This is a genomic window from Gibbsiella greigii (assembly GCF_039540155.1).
Classification (GTDB): Bacteria; Pseudomonadota; Gammaproteobacteria; order Enterobacterales; family Enterobacteriaceae; genus Gibbsiella; species Gibbsiella quercinecans.
The window spans coordinates 182,243-205,632 of sequence record NZ_BAABEM010000020.1 but is presented as its reverse complement, the minus strand read 5'-3'; the positions used below and the strand labels follow the sequence as shown (position 1 = coordinate 205,632).

At 57.7% G+C, this 23,390-nt stretch carries 22 protein-coding genes and 2 pseudogenes; 14 read left to right on the top strand and 10 right to left on the bottom strand.

Annotation, left to right across the window (positions count from 1 at the left end; translation table 11 throughout):
- The first annotated feature begins 9 nt into the window (after positions 1–9).
- From AC559G_RS13935 to AC559G_RS13915, 5 genes and pseudogenes are all read left to right on the top strand, one after another.
- Positions 10–1,353: an amidase gene (locus tag AC559G_RS13935; RefSeq protein ID WP_121525429.1), complete on the top strand. Its 1,344-nt coding sequence runs from the start codon at positions 10–12 to the stop codon at positions 1,351–1,353.
- Positions 1,354–1,355: 2 nt separating this feature from the next.
- On the top strand, positions 1,356–1,991 hold the full coding sequence (locus AC559G_RS13930) for a hypothetical protein (protein WP_498912913.1): 636 nt from the start codon (positions 1,356–1,358) through the stop codon (positions 1,989–1,991).
- The gene (locus AC559G_RS13925; protein WP_498912912.1) at positions 1,984–3,297 is read left to right on the top strand and encodes an MFS transporter; all 1,314 of its coding nucleotides are present in this window, start codon (positions 1,984–1,986) and stop codon (positions 3,295–3,297) included. Before AC559G_RS13930 ends, AC559G_RS13925 begins: the two co-directional genes overlap by 8 nt.
- 216 nt (positions 3,298–3,513) lie before the next feature.
- A pseudogene (locus AC559G_RS13920) lies at positions 3,514–3,693 on the top strand (type II toxin-antitoxin system Phd/YefM family antitoxin); the annotation flags it as partial.
- Positions 3,694–3,760: 67 nt separating this feature from the next.
- A pseudogene (locus tag AC559G_RS13915) lies at positions 3,761–4,043 on the top strand (type II toxin-antitoxin system RelE family toxin); the annotation flags it as partial.
- 600 nt (positions 4,044–4,643) lie between these two features.
- Here the strand turns inward: AC559G_RS13915 and AC559G_RS13910 are convergent.
- From AC559G_RS13910 to AC559G_RS13895, 4 genes are all read right to left on the bottom strand, one after another.
- A complete protein-coding gene (locus AC559G_RS13910; RefSeq protein WP_498912911.1) occupies positions 4,644–5,417 on the bottom strand; it encodes a class I SAM-dependent methyltransferase in 774 nt (257 codons plus the stop codon).
- Positions 5,418–5,508: 91 nt separating this feature from the next.
- Positions 5,509–6,180, bottom strand: coding sequence for a 6-hydroxyaminopurine reductase (gene yiiM, locus AC559G_RS13905; RefSeq protein WP_121552836.1), 672 nt, complete (start codon positions 6,178–6,180; stop codon positions 5,509–5,511).
- 176 nt (positions 6,181–6,356) lie between these two features.
- Complete coding sequence (gene sodA / locus AC559G_RS13900) at positions 6,357–6,980, bottom strand: superoxide dismutase [Mn] (protein ID WP_121525487.1); 624 nt, start codon at positions 6,978–6,980, stop codon at positions 6,357–6,359.
- 154 nt (positions 6,981–7,134) lie between these two features.
- Entirely contained in the window at positions 7,135–8,160 is a 1,026-nt protein-coding gene (locus AC559G_RS13895; protein ID WP_498912910.1) for a LacI family DNA-binding transcriptional regulator, read from the bottom strand.
- 310 nt (positions 8,161–8,470) lie between these two features.
- On the opposite strand from AC559G_RS13895, the gene AC559G_RS13890 reads away from it, so the two are divergent.
- The 4 genes from AC559G_RS13890 to alsE are packed head-to-tail and all read left to right on the top strand — an operon-like array spanning position 8,471 to position 11,210.
- On the top strand, positions 8,471–8,911 hold the full coding sequence (locus AC559G_RS13890; RefSeq protein WP_346082539.1) for a PTS sugar transporter subunit IIA: 441 nt from the start codon (positions 8,471–8,473) through the stop codon (positions 8,909–8,911).
- Positions 8,912–8,929: 18 nt separating this feature from the next.
- Entirely contained in the window at positions 8,930–9,196 is a 267-nt protein-coding gene (locus AC559G_RS13885) for a PTS sugar transporter subunit IIB (RefSeq protein ID WP_095849001.1), read from the top strand.
- A 26-nt stretch (positions 9,197–9,222) separates the two neighbouring features.
- Positions 9,223–10,485 (top strand): PTS ascorbate transporter subunit IIC, encoded by a 1,263-nt coding sequence (gene ulaA / locus AC559G_RS13880; RefSeq protein WP_279029696.1) that lies wholly within the window; start codon positions 9,223–9,225, stop codon positions 10,483–10,485.
- 47 nt (positions 10,486–10,532) lie between these two features.
- Positions 10,533–11,210: a ribulose-phosphate 3-epimerase gene (gene alsE / locus AC559G_RS13875; RefSeq protein WP_498912909.1), complete on the top strand. Its 678-nt coding sequence runs from the start codon at positions 10,533–10,535 to the stop codon at positions 11,208–11,210.
- Between the two features lie 100 nt (positions 11,211–11,310).
- On the opposite strand, the gene fdhD is transcribed toward alsE, so the two are convergent.
- Positions 11,311–12,126: a formate dehydrogenase accessory sulfurtransferase FdhD gene (gene fdhD, locus AC559G_RS13870; protein ID WP_498912971.1), complete on the bottom strand. Its 816-nt coding sequence runs from the start codon at positions 12,124–12,126 to the stop codon at positions 11,311–11,313.
- 181 nt (positions 12,127–12,307) lie between these two features.
- On the opposite strand from fdhD, the gene fdhE reads away from it, so the two are divergent.
- From fdhE to AC559G_RS13845, 5 genes are all read left to right on the top strand, one after another.
- Positions 12,308–13,237, top strand: coding sequence for a formate dehydrogenase accessory protein FdhE (fdhE, locus tag AC559G_RS13865; RefSeq protein ID WP_498912908.1), 930 nt, complete (start codon positions 12,308–12,310; stop codon positions 13,235–13,237).
- A gap of 113 nt (positions 13,238–13,350) precedes the next feature.
- The gene (locus AC559G_RS13860) at positions 13,351–13,998 is read left to right on the top strand and encodes a DcrB/PsbP domain-containing protein (RefSeq protein ID WP_498912907.1); all 648 of its coding nucleotides are present in this window, start codon (positions 13,351–13,353) and stop codon (positions 13,996–13,998) included.
- Positions 13,999–14,037: 39 nt separating this feature from the next.
- Positions 14,038–14,643, top strand: coding sequence for a glutathione S-transferase (locus AC559G_RS13855; protein WP_498912906.1), 606 nt, complete (start codon positions 14,038–14,040; stop codon positions 14,641–14,643).
- Between the two features lie 258 nt (positions 14,644–14,901).
- Positions 14,902–16,440, top strand: coding sequence for an aldehyde dehydrogenase family protein (gene exaC / locus AC559G_RS13850; RefSeq protein ID WP_498912905.1), 1,539 nt, complete (start codon positions 14,902–14,904; stop codon positions 16,438–16,440).
- Positions 16,441–16,724: 284 nt separating this feature from the next.
- Positions 16,725–17,717, top strand: a complete 993-nt coding sequence (locus AC559G_RS13845) for an acyltransferase (RefSeq protein WP_498912904.1) — start codon at positions 16,725–16,727, stop codon at positions 17,715–17,717.
- A gap of 3 nt (positions 17,718–17,720) precedes the next feature.
- Here AC559G_RS13845 and AC559G_RS13840 read toward each other — a convergent pair whose 3' ends face one another.
- The 5 genes from AC559G_RS13840 to xylA all read right to left on the bottom strand — a co-directional run bounded on the left by AC559G_RS13840 (position 17,721) and on the right by xylA (position 23,304).
- Positions 17,721–18,644 (bottom strand): GlxA family transcriptional regulator, encoded by a 924-nt coding sequence (locus AC559G_RS13840; RefSeq protein WP_498912903.1) that lies wholly within the window; start codon positions 18,642–18,644, stop codon positions 17,721–17,723.
- The gene (locus AC559G_RS13835) at positions 18,644–19,198 is read right to left on the bottom strand and encodes a cysteine hydrolase family protein (protein WP_498912902.1); all 555 of its coding nucleotides are present in this window, start codon (positions 19,196–19,198) and stop codon (positions 18,644–18,646) included. Before AC559G_RS13835 ends, AC559G_RS13840 begins: the two co-directional genes overlap by 1 nt.
- A gap of 588 nt (positions 19,199–19,786) precedes the next feature.
- Positions 19,787–20,209, bottom strand: a complete 423-nt coding sequence (locus AC559G_RS13830) for a hypothetical protein (RefSeq protein WP_498912901.1) — start codon at positions 20,207–20,209, stop codon at positions 19,787–19,789.
- A 195-nt stretch (positions 20,210–20,404) separates the two neighbouring features.
- A complete protein-coding gene (xylB, locus tag AC559G_RS13825; RefSeq protein ID WP_498912900.1) occupies positions 20,405–21,877 on the bottom strand; it encodes a xylulokinase in 1,473 nt (490 codons plus the stop codon).
- Between the two features lie 107 nt (positions 21,878–21,984).
- A complete protein-coding gene (gene xylA, locus AC559G_RS13820; RefSeq protein ID WP_498912899.1) occupies positions 21,985–23,304 on the bottom strand; it encodes a xylose isomerase in 1,320 nt (439 codons plus the stop codon).
- Positions 23,305–23,390 lie beyond the last annotated feature (86 nt).

Sequence of the window (23,390 nt, the reverse complement as noted above, 5' to 3'; positions counted from 1 at the left end):
AGTCGTGCTATGACTACGTTATGGCAAGCCAGCCAGCAGTTACTCACAGGGCAGGCCAACCCGGAAACGTTGACGAATGAGGCATTGGATGCGATTGCCGCTGAATCCGGTGAAGGCAAACGCGTGTTTACCAAAGTGTATGCCGTTGATGCGCAACAGCAGGCACAACAGGCTAGCGTGCGCTGGCGACAGCATCAGCAGCGTAGCCCGATTGATGGTTTACCGATCAGCATCAAAGATCTGTTTGATGTGGCCGGTGAAACCACCTGCGCCGGTTCGAGCGTGTTAGTGGACGCACCAGCGGCTACTGTCAGCGCCAGCATGGTTCAACGGCTGGAGCTGGCTGGCGCGGCTATTGTCGGCAAAACCAATATGACCGAGTTTGCTTTCTCCGGTCTTGGCATCAATCCGCATTATGGCACGCCGGCCAATCCGTGGCAGCGCGCCGAAAAACGCATTCCCGGTGGTTCCTCTTCTGGCGCAGCCGTTGCGGTGACGGATGGAATGTGTCTGGCGGCGGTTGGTACCGACACCGGCGGCTCGGTTCGCATTCCAGCCGCATTATGTGGGCTGACCGGTTTCAAACCCAGCGCTAGCCGTGTTATGCAAACGGGGACGCTGCCGTTGTCCGTTGCTCTCGATAGTATTGGCGTTATCGCCCACGACGTGCGCAGTTGCTGGTTGCTCGACAGTGTGATCGCCGAACAGCCGTTGACCCTCAATAAGCGTGATCTGGCTCAGGCGTGCTTCGCCATTCCGCAAACGCGCGTACTGGACAATCTGGATGTACAGGTTAGCACTGCCTGGCAACATTCACTGAAACGACTGCGTGAACAGGGGGTTACGCTGGTCGAGCTACCGCTCCAGGAGCTCGCTGAACTGGAAGTCATGAATGCGCGCGGTGGTATCACCGCCTATGAAGCCTGGCAGTGGCATCAGCATTTGGTGCAGGCGCAACCTGAAGCCTATGACCCGCAGGTTCTGGCGCGTATTAAACGTGGCCGTTTGCTCAGCGCCGATGATGCCCAGGCGTTGTACCAGCAACGCGCTGACTGGAAACAGCGTGTGGAAAGGGCGGTTGTGTCTTTTGATGGCCTACTGATGCCGACCGTACCGCTTATCGCACCACCTCTCGCCGAGCTCGACGATCCCGAACGTTACACGCAGGTCAACCTGCTGATGCTGCGCAATACCAGCGTGATCAACATGCTGGACGGCTGCGCAATTTCCCTACCTTGCCATCAGCCCGGAACGGCGCCGGTAGGCCTGATGCTGGCATCCACTCATGGCAACGATGCGGCATTACTCAGCTGGGCGGCCGCGCTTGAATCCACCCTGAAACGGAGTCTCTGATCATGACAAATCCTCACGGCATGTTATTTGTTGCCACCGATATCGCAGTGGAAGACGAAGCGGATTTTAATCAATGGTATGACCATGAACATGTGGAAGAACGCGTGACAATCCGCGGTTTTCTCAGCGGCTCGCGTTATCAGGCGATTGACGCTGAGCGCAAATATCTCGGCCTGTATGAGACGGAATCACTAGAGACCTTCACCAGCGCCGATTACCACGCAGCATTTACCCGTCAGACGACATGGTCGGTGGAAAACCTCGACAAGATGGTGAACCCGATGCGCCGCGTCTGCGTCATCACGCATCAGCACGGCAAAGGCAGCGGTAGCCATTTGGCTGTACTGACACTGAAAGCTGACATAAACGCTGCAACCCTTAACGCCTGGCAAGAGAGCGTACAGCGGACGCCAGGCTACATCGCCTCTCGTTTGCTGACACCAGATTCTTCGCTGAGTACGCCGTTGCCGCGTGAAATCAATACGTATCGGCCGATGCATGCCATGTTGCTGCTGAGCTGTTCCGATATGCAGGCCTGTAAAACGCTGGCCGCCAGCGCGGCGCAGGCATTAAATGCAGACGCGCAACTTTATTCCTTTGGCTGGCAGTTGACCAAACAGGAGATGGCTCATGGCTAATAACGACTCCACGTTGCAGCATGCGGCTAGCGCGTCTGCTGGCAAAACTAAAACTGGCCGGCTCGCGGCGGCCAGTTCCATCGGCACAGCGCTCGAATGGTATGACTTCACCGTCTATAACATCATGGCGGCGTTGGTCTTTAATCATGTGTTTTTCCCGAGCTTTGATCCGCTGGTTGGCACCATTCTGGCATTTTCCACCTACGCGGTGGGCTACATTTCGCGCCCGGTCGGCGGCTTTATCTTTGGTCATCTCGGCGATGTTGCCGGGCGTAAAGCGGTGCTGATTACCACGTTGGTGATCATGGGCGTCACCACCGCGCTGATGGGCATGCTGCCTGGTTATGCTGTATGGGGCATCTGGAGCCCGGTGCTGTTGGTGGCGCTGCGCTTTATTCAGGGCATAGCGCTTGGTGGTGAATGGGCGGGGGCGGTATTACTGTCGATGGAGCATGGTGATGCGGACAAACGCGGACGTAATGCCTCGTTTGCACAAGTGGGGCCATCATGCGGCACATTAATCGGCACCGGTTTTATTACGTTGGTAACGTTGACACTCAGTGGCGATCAATTCCAAGAATGGGGCTGGCGTATTCCATTCTTACTGAGCCTGATATTAGTGATGTTCGGTCTGTGGTTGCGCCGCGGCGTCGAAGAGACGCCAACATTCATAGCGATGCAACAGGCGGAGAAAAACACCCATGCGCCACTGAAGGAAGTGTTTCTGCACTATCCACGCGAGCTGTTGATCGCTGGGGGCGCGCGCGTCGGTTCCGACGTGTTGTATGCACTGGTCGTGGTGTTTACGCTGACGTACGTTACTTCTGTTCTGCAACTGCCGCGCCCGCTGGCATTAATGGCAACGATGTTGGGCGCAATGGGTAATGCCGTGACGGTACCGATGTTTGGCGCATTGTCGGATCGCCTCGGTCGCCGTCCGGTGTATATCGCTGGTGCGCTGCTGGCAATCGTCTGGTCATTTGTCTTCTTTTTGCTGTTAGACAGCTCACAACCGTTCCTGATTGTGCTTGCAGTGATTGTCGGGCTGTTGATTCATGCGGTGATGTACGGGCCGCAGGCGGCGTTTGTCACTGAGCAATTCCCGAGCCACGTGCGCTACGCCGGTTCGTCTTTGGCGTATACGCTGGCCGGCATTATCGGCGGTGGCTTTGCTCCGCTGATCATCACCTCGCTGTACAAAGAAATGGGTAGCACGCTGTGGGTGTCGTTGTATGTCAGCCTGGCGCTGGCGATCACGCTTTTTGCCTTGTGGAAAGCCAAAGAAACGGCGCATAAACGGCTTTAAAACCCTCTGGCGAAGGACCGCCAATACCCCCAGCCGGTAATCACTGCTGATGCCACGTGATTTAATCCATCATCGGGTTGCGGGCACGCCTTCTCTGCGTCAGCCGGGCGCCCACTGCCAGTGGCATTTTCAGGTAACCGCTGGATGTTTTTTCTACGGCGAAGAGGGCGAATAACACGTAAAAGACCTATTAACAGGTCTTATTCAGGGGGCTGTATGCAAAATATTATTCTGAACGATATTAGCGCGAGCATCAGTGAGCTAAAGAAAAATCCGATGCGGACTGTCGGCGACGGTGACGGCTTCCCGGTGGCGGTCTTGAACCGGAATCAGCCCGCGTTTTATTGTGTGCCAGTGGCACTGTATGAGCAAATGTTCAATGCGCTTGACGATCAATAGCTGGTCAGGCTAGTTAACGTATGTCGCAATGAGGCGCTGATGGACGTCAATCTGGATCGTGTGCATGACGTACACGGTCAAATTCCGTGAGTCGGTGCTGAAAGAGTGGAGCAAGCTGGACAAAGCGATCCAGTAGAAGTTTGCCAAAAACTAAAAAGTGCTGCGAAAATCCGCATGTTCCTTTAGTCAAACTTCGGGGGATGCCCGGTTGCGACAAAATAAAGTTGCGCGCATCGGGCTTCCGTTTGGTCAATGACGTGATTGACGACATGCTGGTGATCGCCATTGTGGCGATGGGCAAAAGAGCGCGGAGTGACGTCTATCAACTGGCCAGCGAGCGTATGAAGTCATTCTATCAATCATCAATGATGGTTGCGTCGGGCGCTTTAAGACCGGGACGCTACTTCTACATCTCAATCCAGCATATTGAGCTTTTCGAGTAGTAAAAGAGGTAACGAATGCTTTACTTACTGCAAATTGCCTTGCTTCTGGGGGCCGTGTACTTGTATTTCCATATAGGGTGTACGGTATTCCCATCGTTAAAAAAAAGCCTGCTTGTTTTTTCTTCCCTAATGTTGATGGCGAGCGGCATACTCGCTCATCATCAGGTCTATATAGCGCTTTGGGTTTTTCTTCTTACTGTGTTTACTCTCGTCTTGAGCCGTAGAGGCGTTGGATATGGACGTTCTGGCAAGGAAAGTCAACTTGGGTTGCTATATATAAACTTCGCATCAATTCCAATGATTGTTTTTTTAGCAAGACAGATGGGGAACCTGTAATGCTATTGGCTGCGCAGTAAGCGTCAAAACCGTTGCTAGCCTTGATGAGTTTCCCGTCTTCGCCCCGGCACCCAATACCTGATATCGCTGTGCCGGTGTTCCCGGTTATACCAGCCAGTCAATCTCGCCAGCCAGCATCGCGCTTCCCAGATAGCCCCGGCGCAGTTTTTATTCCAGCTTGGTGGTGACGAACGCCTGGGTTTGGTAAGGCACCGTTACGGTTTCCTTGCCGCGCAGTTCTTCTTCCGCCGCCACCAGTTCGCGCAACTGTGCGATCACCTGTTCCTGCTGCGCCTGCGGCAGGGCGGCGATAAAGCTGGTTGAGCGCACCCGGTTGTAAATCACGTCTTCGGTGGCGCCGCTGTGGCCGAACATAAACCCTTGCTCCCGCAGGCTATCAAAATGCTTCACCGGGAACAGCGTGCGCCACGAGCCGGAATAGAAACGCGGCACGCCCCCTTCGTAGCGATCGACAATCTGGTTGAGTTTGCGCACCCAGTTCACGCGCGCATCGCGCATGTTCCAAATCAGCCCGAGTTTGCCGCCCGGCTTCAGAACGCGGCGGATTTCCGCCAGCGCTGCCGGGGTGGCAAACCAGTGGAAGGACTGGGCGCACACCACGGCGTCGACAGATTCGTCCGGCAGCGGGATGGCTTCGGCGGTTCCCGCCAGGGTCTTTACCTGTGGCAGCGCGGCGGCCAGCTTTTCACGCATCTGCAACACCGGCTCGATGGCGATCACCTGCGCCCCGGTTTCCAGCAGGCGGGAGGTGAATTTGCCGGTGCCCGCGCCGAGATCGATCGCGGTTTTCCCCGGCTGCAGGCCGACGGCTTCGCGCAGCCATGCGCTGACTTCTGGTGGATAATCCGGGCGGCCTTTAACGTAGTATTCCGCATTGGCCTGATAACCTTCGGCTGCGGCAGGATGGATGGGTTGTGTCATGGTCTTTGCCTATCTGTTTAATCTTTCACGTTGCTGGGGTGCCAGCGTGTTATGTGGCCCATCCCTGACCCTTGCGCGCTGTGTCTATCCGTTAATGGCCGAACAGGCGCCGGTTGAAATCTTCGATCTTGCCGGTGGTGATGCGCGCCAGCATGGTTTTGCTCCAGGTGGCGGATAGCCCGGCCGCCGCCAGCAGGCGGTGGTATTGTTCTTCGTCGAACGGCATATGCCAGGCGATGCTGATGGCCTCCGCCACCGAGATTTCGCTGTTGCGCGCCGCCAGCGTTAACGGGCGATCGCCGCTCACTTCACCGCTGGCGATCACCCGGTACAGCCAGCCGCAGCGGCCACTTTGCTGCATCAATAGCGAAATATCGTCGATATCGCAATGGAAATTGAGTTTAAAGCAGGGGGAACGCGGCTGAGTGACCTGAATCAACGCCTCGCCCCAGTGGAAGATATCGCCGATAAATACGTTGTGCTCAGTCAGGCCGAGGGTGGAGATATTCTCGCCGAAGGCGGGCGCACAGAACTGCTCGGCCTGCGCCGGAAACTGCGCGCGCCAGTGGTCGTAGTGTTCGCGCGGATAGTGGCACAGCGCGCGGTCCGGCCCGCCATGGTGGCGGGTTTCCGCCTGCTCATCGCCCGCCAGCCCCAGTGGGGTGAGCTGAACGGCACCGTCCACCTGGCGCTTGGCGATAGCGCTCGGGCGCCCGCCTTCGTAAGGTTGAATGCCGCCAATATAAACGTCGGGGTGGTGCATGTGAGCCTCCTTACTGTCACGTCAGGTTTCAGGATAGCGTGAGTTGCCGGCCAGGGACAGGATAAAGCGGTGCGGCCGTGAGAGGGAAAACGAAAGCGGGGCAGCGGCGCGGAATCGGGGCAAAAAAAAACCGCTCCCCGGCGGGGAAACGGTTAGCGTGGCTGGTGAACGCGCGCTTATTTCGCGGCGTCGGCGAAGCGTTTGGCGGCTTCGTCCCAGTTCACGACGTTCCAGAAGGCCTTGATGTAGTCAGGGCGTTTATTCTGATATTTCAGGTAGTAAGCATGTTCCCACACGTCCAGGCCGATAATCGGGAAGCCGGAAACGCCGGAAATGGCTTCGCCCATCAGCGGGCTGTCCTGGTTGGCGGTGGAAACCACAGCCAGTTTGCCGTCTTTCAGCACCAGCCAGGCCCAGCCGGAGCCGAAACGGGTGGCGGCTGCTTTCTCAAAGTCTTCCTGGAATTTTTCTACGCTGCCGAAATCGCGTTCGATGGCGGCTTTCAGATCGCCAGATAGCGTGGTACCGGTTTTCAACCCTTTCCAGAACAGGCTGTGGTTGGCGTGGCCGCCGGCGTTGTTGCGCAGCGCGGTTTTTTTGTCGGCCGGGACTTTATCCAGGTTGGCGATCAGCTCTTCAACAGACAGTTTGGCCAGCTCCGGCAGGCTTTCCAGCGCCGCGTTGGCATTGTTGACGTAGGTTTGGTGGTGTTTGGTGTGATGGATTTCCATCGTCTGCTTGTCGAAGTGCGGTTCCAGTGCGTCATAGGCGTAAGGCAGGGATGGCAGTGAATAACTCATGATCATCATCTCCAGTGGTTTTTGGGCGGCGCAATATGTGAGCACCGCGTAAGCAGTTGGATCATTATAGTTAATTAATTGGTATTGAAAATGATTATCAATGCCCTATTAAGTATAAGGATTTGTACAATCTGGCAAAAGCAACGCGTTATTTTTATACCTTGCCGGTGCTGGCGCGCATTTTAAGCGTCGTCGGCAGCTCATTGAACGCCGCCGGTTCGTCGCCGTTTAACGCGGCAAGCAGGCGCTTGCCAGCCACTCGCCCCATCTCCCCATATGGTAGTGCGACGGTGGTCAGCGGCGGGGAGCAAACCGCAGAGAGATGGCCGCCGCCGATGCTGGCAATCGCCAACTGGCTGGGAATGGCGATGCCCGCGGCGTGGCAGGCCATGATCGCGCCGCAGGCGACTTCTTCTGCGGTGCAAATCAGCACATCCAGTTCAGGCCACGTCAGGCGGATCTCCGGCAGCAACCCATGCCCGGTGGCGAAAGTCGGCTGCTGCGGCGAGGTGACTACGCGATGCGGCGCCTGATTCATCGCCAACATGCCGCTGTGCCAGCCATTAAGCAACTGCCTGAAAATGGTGCTGTTGGTTTGGGTACACAGCAGGCCGAGATTGCGATAGCCGTTTTCAACCAGCTTTTGTACCAACTGGCGAATGGCTTTGGCGTAATCAACGCCGATGCTGATGCCGGGGGCATCGTGGCGCACACCACCAATGTCCATCACCGGCAAACCGGAGTTGCTCAGCAGGCGGTGCGCGTCAGTGGCGTTATCGAAATTGAAATGCACCATCGCCGCCGGGTTGTAAGAGAGCAACATTTCGATCAGGTCTTTCTCTTCCGCCGCCGAATGGTTGGCTTCCGCCAGCATCATGTTATAGCCCTGCGGGCGCAACACGCTCTGCAGGGCTTCCGACACCACCGCACAGCCCGGCGTGGCGAAAGAGGGCACTACCATGGTAATCAGGAGCGATGAGGCCGAAGCCAGATTGCGCGCCTGCACGTTCGGCACATATCCCAGCTCAATCACCGCCGCATCAATCTTTTCGCGGATTTCAGGAGAGACTTTTTCCGGCACGCGCAGCGCGCGCGATGCGGTCATCGTACTGACACCCACTAAACGGGCGACATCGGCGAGGGTACTTTTGCCGGTATTGCGCCGTCGTTTTTCTGCCATGGCGTTCTCCTGACTGACTGTCCGTTTTTAACTGGACGCAGCTTAAGACCAAATGCGTCCGCGCGCTATGTTAAAAACCACACTTTTGGCCATTGAACAAACCCGCCCTGCAATTCAGAACATGCCAACCTATTGCCGCGATGTAAATTGCCGCTATGTAAACCACGCAACCGCAAATGCAAAAAATGTTAGCGGTAACTCATTTTTTAACAATAACCATGTTACCGCTAACTTTTGCGACTAGTATCACAGAATGGCGTTCACTAAATCACCAGAATGCAGATCATTCACCAACCGACGGGAAATTAGCATGCTTACTCAGTGGCTCACCGCCGACGCTATTAACATCGTGGACGAGGTTATTGACTGGCAGGATGCGGTGCGCAAGTCCGCCGCACCGCTGCTGGCGCGGGGCGCCATTACGCCTGCGTATCTTGAGGCGATTTTTACCGCGCACGCCGAAATCGGCCCTTTCTATGTGCTGGCGCCTGGCCTAGCAATGCCGCATGCCCGCCCTGAACAGGGCGCGCACGAAAATGGCCTGTCGCTGCTGCATATCAAAAACGGCGTTAATTTTGATGCCGGGGAAAACGATCCGGTGTACGTGGTGATCATGCTGTGCGCCGTGTCCGGCGATGAACACATCCAGATGATCACTCAGTTAGCTGAACTGTTCAGCGATGAAGCACGCCTGCAACAACTGTTGACGGCAGATACCCTACCCGCCATTCAGGCGGCCATTAGCCAGTAATCACCAGAGATGACGATGATGAAAAAAGTACTGATTGTGTGTGGAAACGGTTTAGGCAGCAGCTTTATTGTCGAAATGAACGTGAAAAAGATTGTGGCGGAATTAGGAAAAGAAGCGGAAGTCGGCCATACCGATTTAACTTCCGCCAAATCTGAAAAAGCCGACCTGATTATTAGCGCCAAAGATATCGCCGATCAATTAGCCGGCCACAGTGCGCAGGTATTTGGCTTAACTAATTTGCTGGATAACGCACGGATTAAAGAAATTCTGGCAGAGCACCTGTAATTATTCCCGATTGCATGGAGTAAATTATGCTGCAGTTCATCATTAAGGATGTTCTTGGAACACCCGCAATACTTGTCGGCCTGTTTTCTCTGATCGGGTTATTACTGCAAAAGAAACCGATCTCCGATGTTATTTCCGGCACGCTAAAAACCGTTATGGGTTTTGTTATTCTGATTGCCGGTGCTAATTTGATCGCCGCGACGCTGACTATTTTCAGCCAGCTGTTTGAACACTCGTTCTCGATTCAGGGCGTGGTGCCAAATACCGATGCGATGGCGGCGTTGGCGCAGCGGAATTACGGTACTGAAACCGCGATGATCATGGTGTTCGGTATGCTGGTGAATATTCTGCTGGCGCGCATTACGCCGCTGAAGTACATCTTCCTCACCGGCCATCACACGTTATATATGGCGGCGATGCTGGCGGTGATCCTGTCGGTGGGCGGCGTGAGCGGCTTTTGGCTGGTGCTGATTGGCGCGCTGATCCTCGGCACCATGATGGTGGTCAGCCCAGCGATTTTGCAGCCTTTTACCCGCAAAATCACCAATTCGGACGATCTGGCGCTCGGCCACTTTGGCTCCACCGGTTATCTGCTCTCGGCGTTGGTCGGCAAGCTGGTTGGCAAAGGCAGCCCGTCGATTGAAGAGCTGAAGGTGCCGAAAACCCTCAATTTCCTGCGCGATTCATCGGTGGCGATCTCGCTCACCATGATGATTCTGTTCATCGCACTGGTGCTGGTGGCAGGCAAAACGTTTACCGAAAGCCAGGTGAGTGGCGGCCAGAACTTCATCGTGTTCGCCATTATCCAGTCGATCACCTTTGCGGCGGGTGTTTACATCATCCTTGCCGGGGTGCGCATGATCATTGCCGAAATTGTCCCGGCGTTTAAAGGCATCGCCGACAAGCTAGTACCGAATGCCAAACCGGCGCTCGATTGCCCGACGGTATTCCCGTTTGCGCCTAACGCGGTGATCATCGGCTTTCTGAGCAGCTTCGCCGCCGGCCTGATCAGCATGTTCCTCTGCCCGCTGTTTGGGTTGAGCGTCATCGTGCCGGGCCTGGTGCCGCACTTCTTTTGCGGTGCGACCGCGGGCGTGTACGGCAACATTACCGGCGGGCGCCGCGGCGCCATCATCGGCGCTTTTGTTCAGGGGCTGTTGATCTCTTTCTTGCCGGCGATTCTGCTGCCGCTGATGGGCGACTTGGGCTTTGCATCAACCACCTTCGGTGATGCCGACTTCGGTATTATCGGCATTATTCTCGGCCATATCGTTGCATTCTTCCATTGATGTCATGAGCAGCCGATGGCTGCTCATGTAATGATGAGGATTACCTAATGAACGCGAAATTTTCCCCTTCGCTGATGTGCATGGATTTAACCCGCTTTCGCGAACAGATTGAGGCGATGAACAGCACAGCGGCGTTTTATCACGTCGATATTATGGATGGCAGCTATGTAAAAAATATTACCCTGTCGCCGTTCTTTATCGAAAACCTGCGCAAAATTACCGAAGTGCCGATCGACGTGCACCTCATGGTTAACCACCCGGAAGATATTATTCCGATGTGTATTGATGCCGGGGCGGATATTATTAGTTTTCATCCGGAAACGGCGAATAATAAAATATTTCGCCTGTTGAATCAGATTAAAGACGCCGGGCGCCGCTGCGGCGTGGTATTAAACCCAGCGACGCCGGCCGACAGCATTCGTGAATATGCGCATTTGCTGGACAAAGTGACGGTGATGTCGGTTGATCCCGGTTTTGCCGGCCAGAAGTTTATACCGGAGACGCTGGATAAAATTCGGCAACTGATTCGCCTGCGTGAAGAGCACGGCTATCACTATCTGACCGAGATCGACGGTTCATGCAACGCACGCACCTTCCGGCAAATCGCCGCCTCGGGCGTGGATGTGTTTATCGTCGGCACCTCCGGCCTGTTCAGCCTGGCTGATGATGTGGCTGAAGCCTGGCAGAAAATGGCAGCGGTGTTCGCCGCCGAAACCGCCGCCTGATCCTCACCGGCGGCGAAGCGGCCGCCGGTTTCTCCTGCCTTACCCTGCGCGCTGTCCGTGTTCAAAATGGCAAGTAAAATCGCCCTAATGGGATAGGCTCTTAAACCAGCCGCTGCGGATGGGTATAGACGCTCGCCCGGCCGGGCCGGCTGAAACCCACCAGCGTCAGATTACAGCGTTCGGCAATCTCCACCGCCAGCGAGGTGGCGGCAGACACCACGAACAGGATCTCGGCGCCGCACATGGCGGCTTTTTGCACCATTTCATAGCTGGCGCGGCTGGAAACCAAAATCGCCCCTTGTTGCCAGCCCTGTTGGGCGCGCACGCCCAGCAGCTTATCCAGCGCCACGTGGCGGCCAACGTCTTCGCAGCCGCCCAGCAGTTCGCCCTGCGGCGTGATCCAACCGGCAGCATGGGTGCAGCCGGTCAGTTGGCCGACCTGCTGCACGTCCTGGAGCTGGGCCAATGCGCCATCAAGCCGGCTGAGCGTGAAGGTTTGGCTAAACGGCAGCGGCGCCAGCGGACGGAAGATATCGGCCAATTGCTCAATGCCGCAGACGCCGCAGCCGGTGCGCCCGGCCATGGCCCGCCGGCGTGCTTTCAGGCCGGCGAAGCGGCGGCTGGAAAGCTCTATGTTCACTTCCAGGCCGTGGCAGGTGGCGGCGATATCCATGCCGTAAATCTCGTTGGGCGAAGCGATAATTCCTTCAGACAGGGAAAAGCCAACGGCGAAGGCCTCCAGATCCTTGGGTGTGCACATCATCACCACGTGAGAAATGCCGTTGTAGACCAGCGCCACCGGCACTTCTTCCGCCAGCCAGTCCTGCCCGGCGGCCGCCAGGTCATCGCGTTGAAATACCTGGCGTTGGATGGCGCCGGCGAGCCCGGGCGCGCTGGTTGCGGGTTCTGTGTCTATATTATTCACTGACTTGGCACCTCGGCATAACACCCATACCTACCCTGTGGTAATGTGGCGTCAAATAATGTCTCTGCCTTTATCTTAGCGCTGTAACCCGATAAAGGTGTATGCACAATGTGATTATTGCCCGGCGCACAGGGCACTGCGCCGGCATGAGCCAACAGGAAAATAAACGCTGATGAGCATTCGTATCGTTCCTAAAACGCCGTCAGAGGCACCGGGCGCCAAGTCTACGGCGGCGCACGCCATTCCGCCGTTGCTGTTCGCTAACCTGAAAAGTCTCTATCGCCGCCGGGCGGAACGCCTGCGCACGCTGGCGGAAAATCATCCGCTGGGGGATTACCTGGAATTTGCCGCGACCCTGGCTGAAGCGCAGCACAACGCCCTGCACGATAACCCGCTGCAGTTGGATCTGAGCGAAGCCTTGGCGCAAGGCGCGCGCAGCGGCAAACCGCCGCTGGACATCAGCGTGTTTGCGCGCAGCGGCCATTGGCGCACGCTGTTGGCTTCGCTGATCGCCGAACTGCGCCCGCAGGCGCCGGAACATATTCTGGCGGTGCTGGATAATCTGGAAAAAGCGTCCGTCACGGAGCTGGAACTGCTGGCCGATGGTTTGCTCAACCGCGAATTTAGCCAAATCGGCAGCGATAAGGCGCCTTTCATTTGGGCGGCGCTTTCCCTGTACTGGGCACAGATGGCCAGCCTGATCCCAGGCAACGCCCATGCCGAAGACGGCGAGCACCGCCAGTTCTGCCCGGTGTGCGGCAGTATTCCGGTTTCCAGCGTGGTGCACATGGGCACGGCGAACGGCCTGCGTTACCTGCACTGCAACCTGTGTGAAAGCGAATGGCACGTGGTGCGGGTCAAGTGCAGCAACTGCGAGCAGACGCGCGATATCAATTACTGGTCGCTGGGCAGCGAGCAGGCGGCGGTGAAGGCGGAAAGCTGCGACGATTGCGGCACCTACCTGAAAATTCTTTATCAGGAGAAAGATCCGCAGGTTGAAGCGGTGGCCGACGATCTCGCCACGCTGATCCTGGATGCCAAAATGGAAGATGAAGGGTTTGCCCGCAGCAGCATCAATCCTTTCCTGTTTCCCGGCGAATAAGCGGCTATCCCTTTATGCGGTTGCCATGTGGCAAATCGGGCCGCAACTCTGGCAAACGCCAGAGTGACTTGCTACGGTTAGGCATAGATGTGTGGTAGCAAAGGAAAGGGACGATGTTAACAACATGCGTAAAATTCGCCACGGTGGTATGGCTGGCCGGCGCTCTGGTTGCCTGCGACAATCCGGACAGCAAAAAGCCGGAAATCCCGAAGCCGGAGCCTAAACCCATCGTGACTCAGCCCGCCGCGCCGCCGGTTGCGCCGGTGGCCGAGAGCGTGCCGCAGGCCGGCCTGCCGGTTTCCCTGCAGCAAGGGCGCATCACCTTTGAATTGCCGCCGGGCTTTAGCGATCAGACCAAGTACAGCGGTATTATCAACGACAGCAAATCCACGATTCAACTGTTCCTGGACAGTAAATCGCGCCAGCGCACCGTCTCTTCCGAGGTGATCCCGCCGGAAGGGATGAAGCTCAGCAGCAGCGATGCGATGCTGAAAGAACTGATGCAGAGCATGATCACCGAGCTGGCGGATCGTTATCAGAATATCAAGAAAACCCGGGAAGAGAGCTTTAGCGTCGGCAAACAGCGCTTTCGCCGCCTGGACAGCGAACAGAACGTCAGCGGCCAGCAGGTGGTCTCCACCATTGTGGTGACGGTATTCAACCAGCGCGTGGTCACGCTACAGATCCTGTCGCCGGCCAAAACGCCGCAGGCGCATCAGGCACTGGTGCAGCGGATTATTGAAACCATGGTGGTCAAATAACCCGGATAGCGAAGCTATCCCCGGAGCGAGGAGCGACTGATGAAGCTGATCGGCAGTTATACCAGCCCGTTTGTGCGCAAGATTTCCGTGCTGCTGCTGGAAAAAGGGCTGGTATTTGAATTCGTCAACGATCCGCCGTACGACGCGGGCAGCCAGGTTGCGGCCTTCAACCCGCTGGGCAAAGTGCCGGTGCTGGTGGCCGATGACGGCGAGCTGTTTTTTGATTCCCGGGTGATTGCCGAATACCTTGAGCTGCAGCAGGAGGCGCCGGCGTTCCTGCCGGCCGATCGCCTGGCGGCGCTGCGTATCCGCCGCGTCGAGGCGCTGGCGGATGGCGTGACCGAAGCCGCCGCCATGCTGTTTCGCGAAAGCAAGCGCGCGCCGGGGAAACAGGATGAAAACGGGATGCTGCGCCAGCGCCAAAAGCTCACGCAGGGGCTGGATGCGCTGGAAGCGTTGGCGCAGCAAAAAACGCTGCTTAATGCCGAACAGCTTACGCTGGCGGATATCGCCACCGGGTGTGCGCTGGGCTACCTGAATTTTCGCCGCATCGTGCCAAACTGGTGCGTTTCCCGCCCGGCGCTGATCAATCTGGCCGAGCGGCTGTTCAGCCGCGAAAGCTTTGCCCGCACCCTGCCGCCCTGATCGGCAGGGCGGTGATACGAGCCACCCCTCAGGCAAAACCGCGCCGGTTTAGCTGCCCACGGGTTAAAACTGTGACCCCCTTCCAAGAGTTGATCATTATTTCTGCCTGATGGGCGCTTCCTGCCTAAGCTTGGTATAGAGATTTCTCCCAGATTCTGATTCTTGCAACTTCATATACCACTGTATTAGCGGCCGCCCCGCGATACTGCTTACTGCCTGCGGGCGGTAATTATGATGCTGCGTAAAAGGAGACAGAACATGGCAACCCACACCACTGCAACCCCGATCACCCCAGAAAACACCGGTTTTCCGCTCAAGCTGAAAAAACGTTACGACAACTTTATTGGCGGTGAATGGGTGCCGCCGGTTCAGGGGGAATATTTCACCAACCTGACCCCGGTTACCGGCCAGGCGCTCTGCGAGGTGGCCAGTTCCAGCTCGCACGATGTCGATCTGGCGCTGGATGCGGCGCACCGCGCCAAAGCCGCCTGGGGTAAAATGGCGGTGCAGGATCGCGCCAACCTGCTCAACCGCGTGGCAGACCGCATGGAGGAGAACATCGAGCTGCTGGCGGCGGCGGAAACCTGGGACAACGGTAAACCGATCCGCGAAACCCGCAACGCCGACGTGCCGCTGGCCATTGACCATTTCCGCTACTTCGCCGCCTGCGTGCGGGCGCAGGAGGGCGGCATCAGCGAAATTGATTCGGAAACCGTCGCTTATCACTTCCATGAACCGCTGGGGGTGGTGGGGCAAATTATTCCGTGGAACTTCCCGCTGCTGATGGCCTGCTGGAAAATGGCGCCGGCGCTGGCGGCGGGCAACTGTATCGTGCTCAAGCCCGCCAAGCTGACCCCGCTGTCGGTGCTGGTGCTGATGGAGCTGGTGCAGGATTTGCTGCCGCCGGGGGTAATCAACGTGGTCAACGGCGCCGGCGGCGAGATCGGCGAATATCTGGCTACCTCGAAGCGTATCGCCAAGGTGGCGTTTACCGGCTCCACCGAAGTGGGCCGCCAAATCATGAGCTACGCCACGCAGAACATTATCCCGGTTACGCTGGAGCTGGGCGGCAAATCGCCAAACATCTTCTTTGCCGACGTGATGGATAAAGAAGACGCGTTCTTTGATAAGGCGCTGGAAGGGTTTGCGCTGTTTGCCTTCAACCAGGGGGAAGTTTGCACCTGCCCAAGCCGCGCGCTGGTGCAGGAATCGATCTACGAACGCTTTATGGAGCGCGCGATCAAACGGGTTGAAAGTATCCGCAGCGGCAATCCGCTGGACAATAATACCCAGATGGGCGCGCAGGTGTCGCAAGGGCAGTTGGATACCATCCTCAACTATATCGATATTGGCAAGCAGGAAGGCGCCCGGGTGCTGACCGGCGGCCGCCGCAAGGCGTTGGACGGCGGGCTGGATGGCGGCTACTACCTGGAACCCACCATCCTGTTCGGCAAAAACAGCATGCGGGTGTTCCAGGAAGAGATCTTCGGCCCGGTGCTGGCGGTGACCACCTTCAAAGATATGGATGAAGCGCTGGCGCTGGCCAACGATACTGATTATGGCCTGGGCGCCGGGGTGTGGAGCCGCAACGGCAACGTGGCCTACCATATGGGGCGCAACATTCAGGCCGGGCGCGTGTGGACCAACTGCTACCACGCCTATCCGGCGCATGCGGCGTTCGGCGGCTACAAACAGTCGGGGATTGGGCGCGAAACCCACAAGATGATGCTGGATCACTACCAGCAGACCAAATGCCTGTTGGTCAGTTACTCGGAAAAAACGCTCGGTTTGTTCTAACCCCGCGCCCCACGTTTTGCTTGCATGGCCCCTGCCGTTGGCAGGGGCCGTTTTGTTGGCGCCAGCGCCACAATAGCGCGTTTGGCTTGTCGCCGGCAGCGCCGCTCTATACTCTAAATAATTCGAGTTGCAGGAAGGCGGCGACGCAGCGAATCCCCAGGAGCTTACTTCAGTAAGTGACTGGGGTGAGGGAGGAAAGCCAACACACCTGCAACTTGAAGTATGACGAGTATATACCCTTTGGGGTTTGGAACTTATGATGAGGCCAGCGGCAAAGGGCGTTGATGAGCAATAAAATCGGCTGGATAGATAACCTGCGCGCCTTGGCGTGCCTGATGGTGGTGATGATTCATGCCACCACCTATTACGTGACTCACGGTATGGCAGTGGGCGAGACGCCCTGGGACGTGGCCAATGCGTTGAATGCGCTGTCGCGCGTTGCCGTGCCGCTGTTCTTTATGATTTCCGGCTACCTGTTTTTCGGCGAACGCAGCGCCAACCGCCGCCACTTTAGCCGCATCGCCTGCTGCATTGTGTTTTATAGCGCCGTGGCGCTGATCTATATCGCGCTGTTTACCCGCATCGGTTTCTGGCCCTCGCTGCGCGGTATAGTGGAAAAGCCGGTGTTCTATCACCTGTGGTTTTTCTACGCTATCGCGGTGATTTACCTGCTCTCGCCGCTGATTTGCGTCAAGCCGGTGGCCGGGGGCTATCTGGCGGCGGCGCTTGCCGTGCTGGCGGTGATCGCCAACCCCAATACTCCGGCGTTAAACGCCGGCCACGCATCGCTATTGCCGGTGAATCTGTATATCAACGGCGATACGTTTTATTACCTGCTGTATGCGTTGGCCGGACGGGCGATCGGCATGCTGGATACCCAGCGGCGTGGCGCCAGCCTGCTGGCGGCGCTGGTGTTTGTGGTGTGCGTGGTGCTGATCATCGTCGGCACCAAACGCCAGCTGTTTATCAACCGCAACTTCGCCGACACCTTTTACATTTACAGCGGGCCGTTGGTGTTTATTGCCGCCGTCGCCCTGCTGGTGTGGTGTAAAAACTGCCTGCCGGAGCCGATCGGCTGGCTGGGGCTATTTTCCCGCCATTCACTGGCGATCTACGGTTTCCACGCCATTATCGTCAATGCGTTGCGCAGCGGCCATTTAACGCTGAGCGCCTATCCGGTGCTGGATATCTTTTGGGTATTCGGTGCGGCATTGGGGCTGAGCCTGCTGCTTTCCGCCGGCTTGCAACGCATCGATAAACGGCGGCTGGTTTCCTGAAGCCTACGCCGTCTGTGGCCAGCGCTGCTGGGCTCGGCGTAACTGCCGGCCGGAAGAGAACCCGGCGGCGAGGGCGGCCTTTTCCAGCCCGTAGCCCTGCTGCAGGCGTTGCTGCGCTACCGCCAGCCGCAGTTGCTCATGGTATTCACGCACGCTGATGCCGATGTGGCGGCGGAACAGCCGCGCCAGGTGGCGGCTGCTGACGTGAGCCCTGTCTGCAATCTGGGCGACCGACCATTCGGCTTCCGGCTCGGCGGCCATCACATCCTGCGCGCGGTGCACTGCCGGGTGCAGGTGATTACGGTAGCGCAGCCAGGGCGACAACTGCGGATCGTCCCCGGAACGGCGGAAATACACCACCATTTCCCGTGCCACCGCCAGCGCTGCAGTGGCGCCGCAGTGGCGGCCGATCAGATGCAAAGCCAGATCGATGCCTGCGGTAATGCCCGCGCTGGTATATATGCTGCGATCTTCGACAAAAATACGGTTTTCTTTTACCTGCGCCGCCGGCGCCTGCTGGCGCAGGCGAGCGATCACCTCATGATGCGTGGTGCACTGGTAGCCGTCGAGCAACCCGGCCTGCGCCGCCAGCAGCGCCCCGGAACAGATGCACACCAGTGTGATGCGTTGTTCGTGCAGCGCCGGTAGAAGTTGCTGCAGCCACTGGCGCGCTAGCGCGGCTTCCTCATTGGCGAAAAAGGCGCTGGAGTCGGTTACGCCGGGCAGCACCAGAATATCGCCGTCCGCCAACCGTGGCGGCAACGGCTGGAGCTGGCCCAGCGTCATACCGATGGAACAGGTGATCTGCGGGCACGGGCTGATATAGCGCAGGGCAAACTGCCCGCTTAGGCGCAGAGTTTCCGCCGGGCCGCTGACGTCCAGCGACAGCACGTTGGGCAACAGTAAAAAGTACACGGTTTGGGTCATCAGGGTTCCTGGCGCAGATCCTCCAGCGCCCGATCGACGCTGGCGAGCTGGGCGAAACGGCCGGCCAGCACCGTTTCAGTATGCCGCTTTAGCTGTGCCGTGGTAAAGCTCGCACCGTCCGGGTGCTGCATGGGGAAGGTGAGCGTAGCTTCGGTGACGAAGGTCACCCGGTAGCCCAGATCGGACGCCACCCGGGCGGTGGTTTCGCAGCACTGTTCGGTGCGCAGACCGGCGATAATCAGGTGCCTGATGCCGCGCTCCCGCAGCCAGGCGTCCAGGCCGGAATCGGTCAGGGCGTTGTGAACCCGTTTGTGTACCGTCACATCCGCCTGATGCTGCAGGAACGGCAAGCGTTGCACCAGCCCGGACGCCAGGGAAAAGGGCCCCTGCGGCGCAACGTGGAACACATCGACCAGCGCCACGCCCTGCTGTTGGCAACCGGTGATGAGCCGTTGCAGGTTGGCGGTGAATAATGGCAGATCGTCTTCCTGCCAGAATGGCCGGTGCAGGAAGGAGTGTTGAACATCAATGATTAACAGTGCGCTGTGTGGCATTTTCGGCCCTCCGCCGTGTGGGATTAAGCCTATCATGCGCGGCTTTCCATCACGGAAGAAGGCCAAAAACGGCCATCATGATGACACCCACGGACCTTTGGTTTACGGGGCCAGGAATGCTTTATCGCCATCCCCCGCCTGGCTTACTAATCAGCCAGGCGGGGGATGGTGCTGAACTTCATGAGGGCCTGGACATCGGCAATAATTCGATTTTGCTGGACTGCGCCCCCTGTTTACCGCCCGCCAAATAGCTATACCTGATCGGCTTCAATAATACTCCGCAGGCCTGCCAGTAACCCGGGGAAATAACTCTGATCGAAGCATAAGCCACCAGTCAGTTCACTCCCCGCTTGTATATCAGGGCGAATCCAGAACGTGAATCCTATAACGCCACTGTCACTGATCTGCCGAATGGTAATATCAAGAATACCAATACGTGGGCTAAATTATACATATCAATACGATATATAAAGAATCCTGGCTTTTTTTGGGGATCGGCAGCACGAACCCCATAACAAATGGCTTTTTCCTGAATTTGTAATGGTACATAGCGGCCGGGGGTATACATATGCTTTGCGGCAGTATCTGTCATTTTAAGACTACGGGCTGATAATCCCATTTTAGCCGCCCACGAAGTAGGCTGACCGTTGCATGGCTCAATTTAACGGTAACGGCTGTTTTTGCCCCGCTTTCCAGTAATGAGCCTCCTACCCGGAAAAGACGGAAAACCCCACATGCCAGCAGAGCAAGATCTGTTGGGTCAATCAGCGGTGTTTCCAGCGGCGCTTCTTCCATACAGCTGAAGATGCCATCCGTATCGTAAATCTGCCATAAGCCAGGCGATTGCACAACGGAGTAACCGATACACATACCGCTTTCATCATCGACAATTGGCTGGGCATTGTGAGGAATATGGCGGGGGCGGATTTCAAAATATTCGCCAGGCATCAACCTGGATTGAAAAGTATAGTAGCGCCCTGGCTCTTCAGGCGTAGCAAGTCCTGTTGTCATTATTATGGCTTCCTTATGAGGGTTCTCCTGCCTCAGAGAATAATAAATAACCAGGGGGGACGCATCTACATTTATCCCCCAGGCTATCTTTGTGTAGACAACACATTACTGATGGTTACCACTACTTTGGCTCGCAAATGCGGGTTGCTGTTCGAGGCGGCTTACCGTTTAACGAGCCTGGGCAAAAAACGGCCATCATGATGACACCAGCGGACCTTTGGTTAACGGCAGCAGGCAGCGATACAGCTCGCGGAAGGTCGCGCGCTGTTCGGCATAACGCGCATGGCGCTCGCTATCCGGTTGGTGAACCTGTTCCAGCGGCAGTTCCGGCAGCAGTTCGCTCAAGGGGCGCTGCGGGTTGAGGGCAATCTGCGCCAGCCGCGCCGCGCCCAGCGCCGGGCCGACGTCGCCGCCGGTGCGGTATTCCAGCCGCTGGCCGCTGATGTCCGCCAGCATTTGGCGCCAGTACGGGCTGCGCGCGCCGCCGCCGATCAGCCGGATGCTGGTGGGCTGCAGGCCGCTGGCGTGCAACACATCCATCCCGTCGGCCAGTGCAAAGCCCACGCATTCCAACACGGCGCGCGCCAGATCGTTCGGGCCATGCTGATGAGTCAGGCCCCAAAAGGCGCCCTTGGCGTTAGGGTTGTTGTGCGGCGTGCGCTCGCCGGAAAGGTAGGGCAGGAACCACAGGGGCACCTCTGCCGGTTCGGCCTGCTCGACGTTGCGCAGCAGGGTGGCTACGTCCGCCACCTGGGTTAATTTGCACACCCAGTCCAGGCAGGAAGCAGCGCTTAGCATCACTGACATCAGGTGCCAGGTGGCGGGCAGCGCGTGGCAGAAGCTGTGCACGGCGCTGGCCGGGTTGCTGAGGAAGCCGTCGCTGACGGCGAAATAGACCCCGGATGTGCCGAGCGACAGCATCGCCTGGCCGGCCTGGTACAGGCCCACGCCCACCGCCCCGGCGGCATTATCGCCGCCGCCGGCCACCACCGGCACCGGCTGTATCCCCCAGCGTTTGGCCAGTTCCGTATGCACCTGGCCGGTAATCTGGTTGCCTTCAAACAGCGCCGGCATCTGATCGCGCGTCAGCCCGCAGGCGGCGAGCAGTTCATCGCTCCAGGTGCGCTGCGCCACGTTGAGCCACAGGGTGCCGGCGGCGTCGGACATATCGCTGGCGAATTCGCCGGTGATGCACCAGCGCAGGTAGTCTTTCGGCAGCAAGACTTTGTCGATCTGGCTAAATATCTGCGGCTCATGCCGTTTAACCCACAGTAGCTTCGGTGCGGTAAAGCCCGGCATCATCAGGTTGCCGGTGATGGCGCGCGCGTTCGGCACCGCCTGTTCCAGCGCCTGGCACTCGGCCGAGCTGCGGCCATCGTTCCATAAAATGGCCGGCCGCAGCACACGCTGCTGTTTGTCCAGCAGCGTGGCGCCGTGCATCTGGCCGGTCAGGCCGATGGCCTTGACCGCCTGCAGATTATGCTGTTTCGCCAGCGCCAGCATGGCGCGGTCGGTGGCTTTCCACCAGTCCTGCGGCGATTGCTCCGACCACAGCGGATGAGGGCGAGAGATCGGCAAGGGTTCGCTTTGGCTGGCCAGCAGTTGCCCCTGTTCGTCAAGCAGAATGGCTTTCACGCCAGAGGTGCCAAGATCGATGCCAATGTACATGAGCGCGTATCCTTCAAAGCGTGGGGCCGCCGGGCGGCAAGGCGCGCCAGCACCTTGCCGTGGCCCTCGGGGTTTAACACAACGGCGGGCAACGCCGCCGGATGGGGCTAACCGAACAGATAACGGTTGACCAGGTTTTCCAGTTTTTCCTGGTGGCCGCTTTGGTGCTGCGGTGCCAGAGCCTGTTGTTCAGCGTACTTCGCCAACGCATCAAGCGACAGTTTTCCCTGCAAGATTTGCTGGCCCAGTTCACTGTTCCAGCCGGCGTAGCGCTTGGCGACCTGCTGATGCAACTGGCCGTCTTCGACCATCTTCGCCGCCACTTTCAGCGCCAGCGCCATGGTGTCCATTGCGCCGATGTGGCCGTAGAACAGATCGTATTTATCGGTGCTCTGGCGGCGCACTTTGGCGTCGAAGTTCAGGCCGCCGGTGGTGAAACCGCCCGCCTTGAGGATTTCAAACATCACCAGCGCATTTTCCTCCACGCTGTTCGGGAACTGATCGGTGTCCCAGCCAAGCTGCGGATCGCCGCGGTTGGCGTCAACAGAGCCAAAAATACCCAGCGCGATGGCGGTGGCGATTTCATGATGGAACGAGTGGCCGGCCAGGGTGGCGTGGTTGGCTTCAATATTGAGTTTAATCTCTTTTTCCAGCCCGAACTGCTTAAGGAAGCCGTACACGGTGGCGACGTCGTAGTCGTATTGGTGCTTGGTCGGTTCCTGCGGTTTGGGTTCGATCAGCAGCGTGCCCTGGAAGCCGATTTTGTGTTTGTGCTCCACCACCATCTGCATAAAGCGGCCGATCTGTTCGCGTTCCTGGCGCAGATCGGTGTTCAGCAGGGTTTCATACCCTTCGCGCCCGCCCCACAGCACGTAGTTTTCACCGCCGAGCTTTTTCGTGGCGTTCATGGCGGTAAACACCTGGGTGGCGGCCCAGCAGAACACGTCCGGATCGGGGTTGGTCGCCGCGCCGGCGCCATAACGCGGGTGGGTGAAGCAGTTGGCGGTGCCCCACAGCAGCTTAACGCCGCTGCTCTGCTGCTTCTCGGCCAGCACGTCGCTCATCACCGCAAAGTTGTTCAGGTATTCTTTCATCGATGCACCTTCCGGCGACACATCAACGTCGTGGAAACAGTAATAAGGCACGTTGAGCTTGTGGAAGAACTCGAACGCCACGTCGGCCTTTAATTTAGCCAGCGATAGCGCATCGCCCGGCTGTTGCCACGGGCGATCGAACGCGCCCACGCCGAACATATCCGCGCCGGTCCAGCAGAAGGTGTGCCAATAGCAGGCGGCAAAGCGCAGATGATCGGCCATGGTTTTGCCAAGGATGATCTCATCCGGGTTGTAATGGCGGAATGCCAGCGGGTTGGTGCTGCCGGTGCCTTCATAGCGGACGTGTTCGAGCTTTTCAAAATAGGATTGCATTCTTGACTCCTTAATTGACAGGACCCTGCGTACGGGATACTGCTTCATCTTCGGAGTTCATTGCCGGCTGCTCAATTACGTTATTT

Excerpts from the sequence above, each read along its gene's own strand:
- AC559G_RS13935 (WP_121525429.1), top strand. The coding sequence starts at position 10 with ATGACTACGTTATGGCAAGCCAGCCAGCAGTTACTCACAGGGCAGGCC.
- AC559G_RS13930 (WP_498912913.1), top strand. The coding sequence starts at position 1,356 with ATGACAAATCCTCACGGCATGTTATTTGTTGCCACCGATATCGCAGTG.
- AC559G_RS13925 (WP_498912912.1), top strand. The coding sequence starts at position 1,984 with ATGGCTAATAACGACTCCACGTTGCAGCATGCGGCTAGCGCGTCTGCT.
- AC559G_RS13910 (WP_498912911.1), bottom strand. The coding sequence starts at position 5,417 with ATGACACAACCCATCCATCCTGCCGCAGCCGAAGGTTATCAGGCCAAT.
- yiiM (WP_121552836.1), bottom strand. The coding sequence starts at position 6,180 with ATGCACCACCCCGACGTTTATATTGGCGGCATTCAACCTTACGAAGGC.
- sodA (WP_121525487.1), bottom strand. The coding sequence starts at position 6,980 with ATGAGTTATTCACTGCCATCCCTGCCTTACGCCTATGACGCACTGGAA.
- AC559G_RS13895 (WP_498912910.1), bottom strand. The coding sequence starts at position 8,160 with ATGGCAGAAAAACGACGGCGCAATACCGGCAAAAGTACCCTCGCCGAT.
- AC559G_RS13890 (WP_346082539.1), top strand. The coding sequence starts at position 8,471 with ATGCTTACTCAGTGGCTCACCGCCGACGCTATTAACATCGTGGACGAG.
- AC559G_RS13885 (WP_095849001.1), top strand. The coding sequence starts at position 8,930 with ATGAAAAAAGTACTGATTGTGTGTGGAAACGGTTTAGGCAGCAGCTTT.
- ulaA (WP_279029696.1), top strand. The coding sequence starts at position 9,223 with ATGCTGCAGTTCATCATTAAGGATGTTCTTGGAACACCCGCAATACTT.
- alsE (WP_498912909.1), top strand. The coding sequence starts at position 10,533 with ATGAACGCGAAATTTTCCCCTTCGCTGATGTGCATGGATTTAACCCGC.
- fdhE (WP_498912908.1), top strand. The coding sequence starts at position 12,308 with ATGAGCATTCGTATCGTTCCTAAAACGCCGTCAGAGGCACCGGGCGCC.
- AC559G_RS13860 (WP_498912907.1), top strand. The coding sequence starts at position 13,351 with ATGTTAACAACATGCGTAAAATTCGCCACGGTGGTATGGCTGGCCGGC.
- AC559G_RS13855 (WP_498912906.1), top strand. The coding sequence starts at position 14,038 with ATGAAGCTGATCGGCAGTTATACCAGCCCGTTTGTGCGCAAGATTTCC.
- exaC (WP_498912905.1), top strand. The coding sequence starts at position 14,902 with ATGGCAACCCACACCACTGCAACCCCGATCACCCCAGAAAACACCGGT.
- AC559G_RS13845 (WP_498912904.1), top strand. The coding sequence starts at position 16,725 with ATGAGCAATAAAATCGGCTGGATAGATAACCTGCGCGCCTTGGCGTGC.
- AC559G_RS13840 (WP_498912903.1), bottom strand. The coding sequence starts at position 18,644 with ATGACCCAAACCGTGTACTTTTTACTGTTGCCCAACGTGCTGTCGCTG.
- AC559G_RS13835 (WP_498912902.1), bottom strand. The coding sequence starts at position 19,198 with ATGCCACACAGCGCACTGTTAATCATTGATGTTCAACACTCCTTCCTG.
- AC559G_RS13830 (WP_498912901.1), bottom strand. The coding sequence starts at position 20,209 with ATGACAACAGGACTTGCTACGCCTGAAGAGCCAGGGCGCTACTATACT.
- xylB (WP_498912900.1), bottom strand. The coding sequence starts at position 21,877 with ATGTACATTGGCATCGATCTTGGCACCTCTGGCGTGAAAGCCATTCTG.
- xylA (WP_498912899.1), bottom strand. The coding sequence starts at position 23,304 with ATGCAATCCTATTTTGAAAAGCTCGAACACGTCCGCTATGAAGGCACC.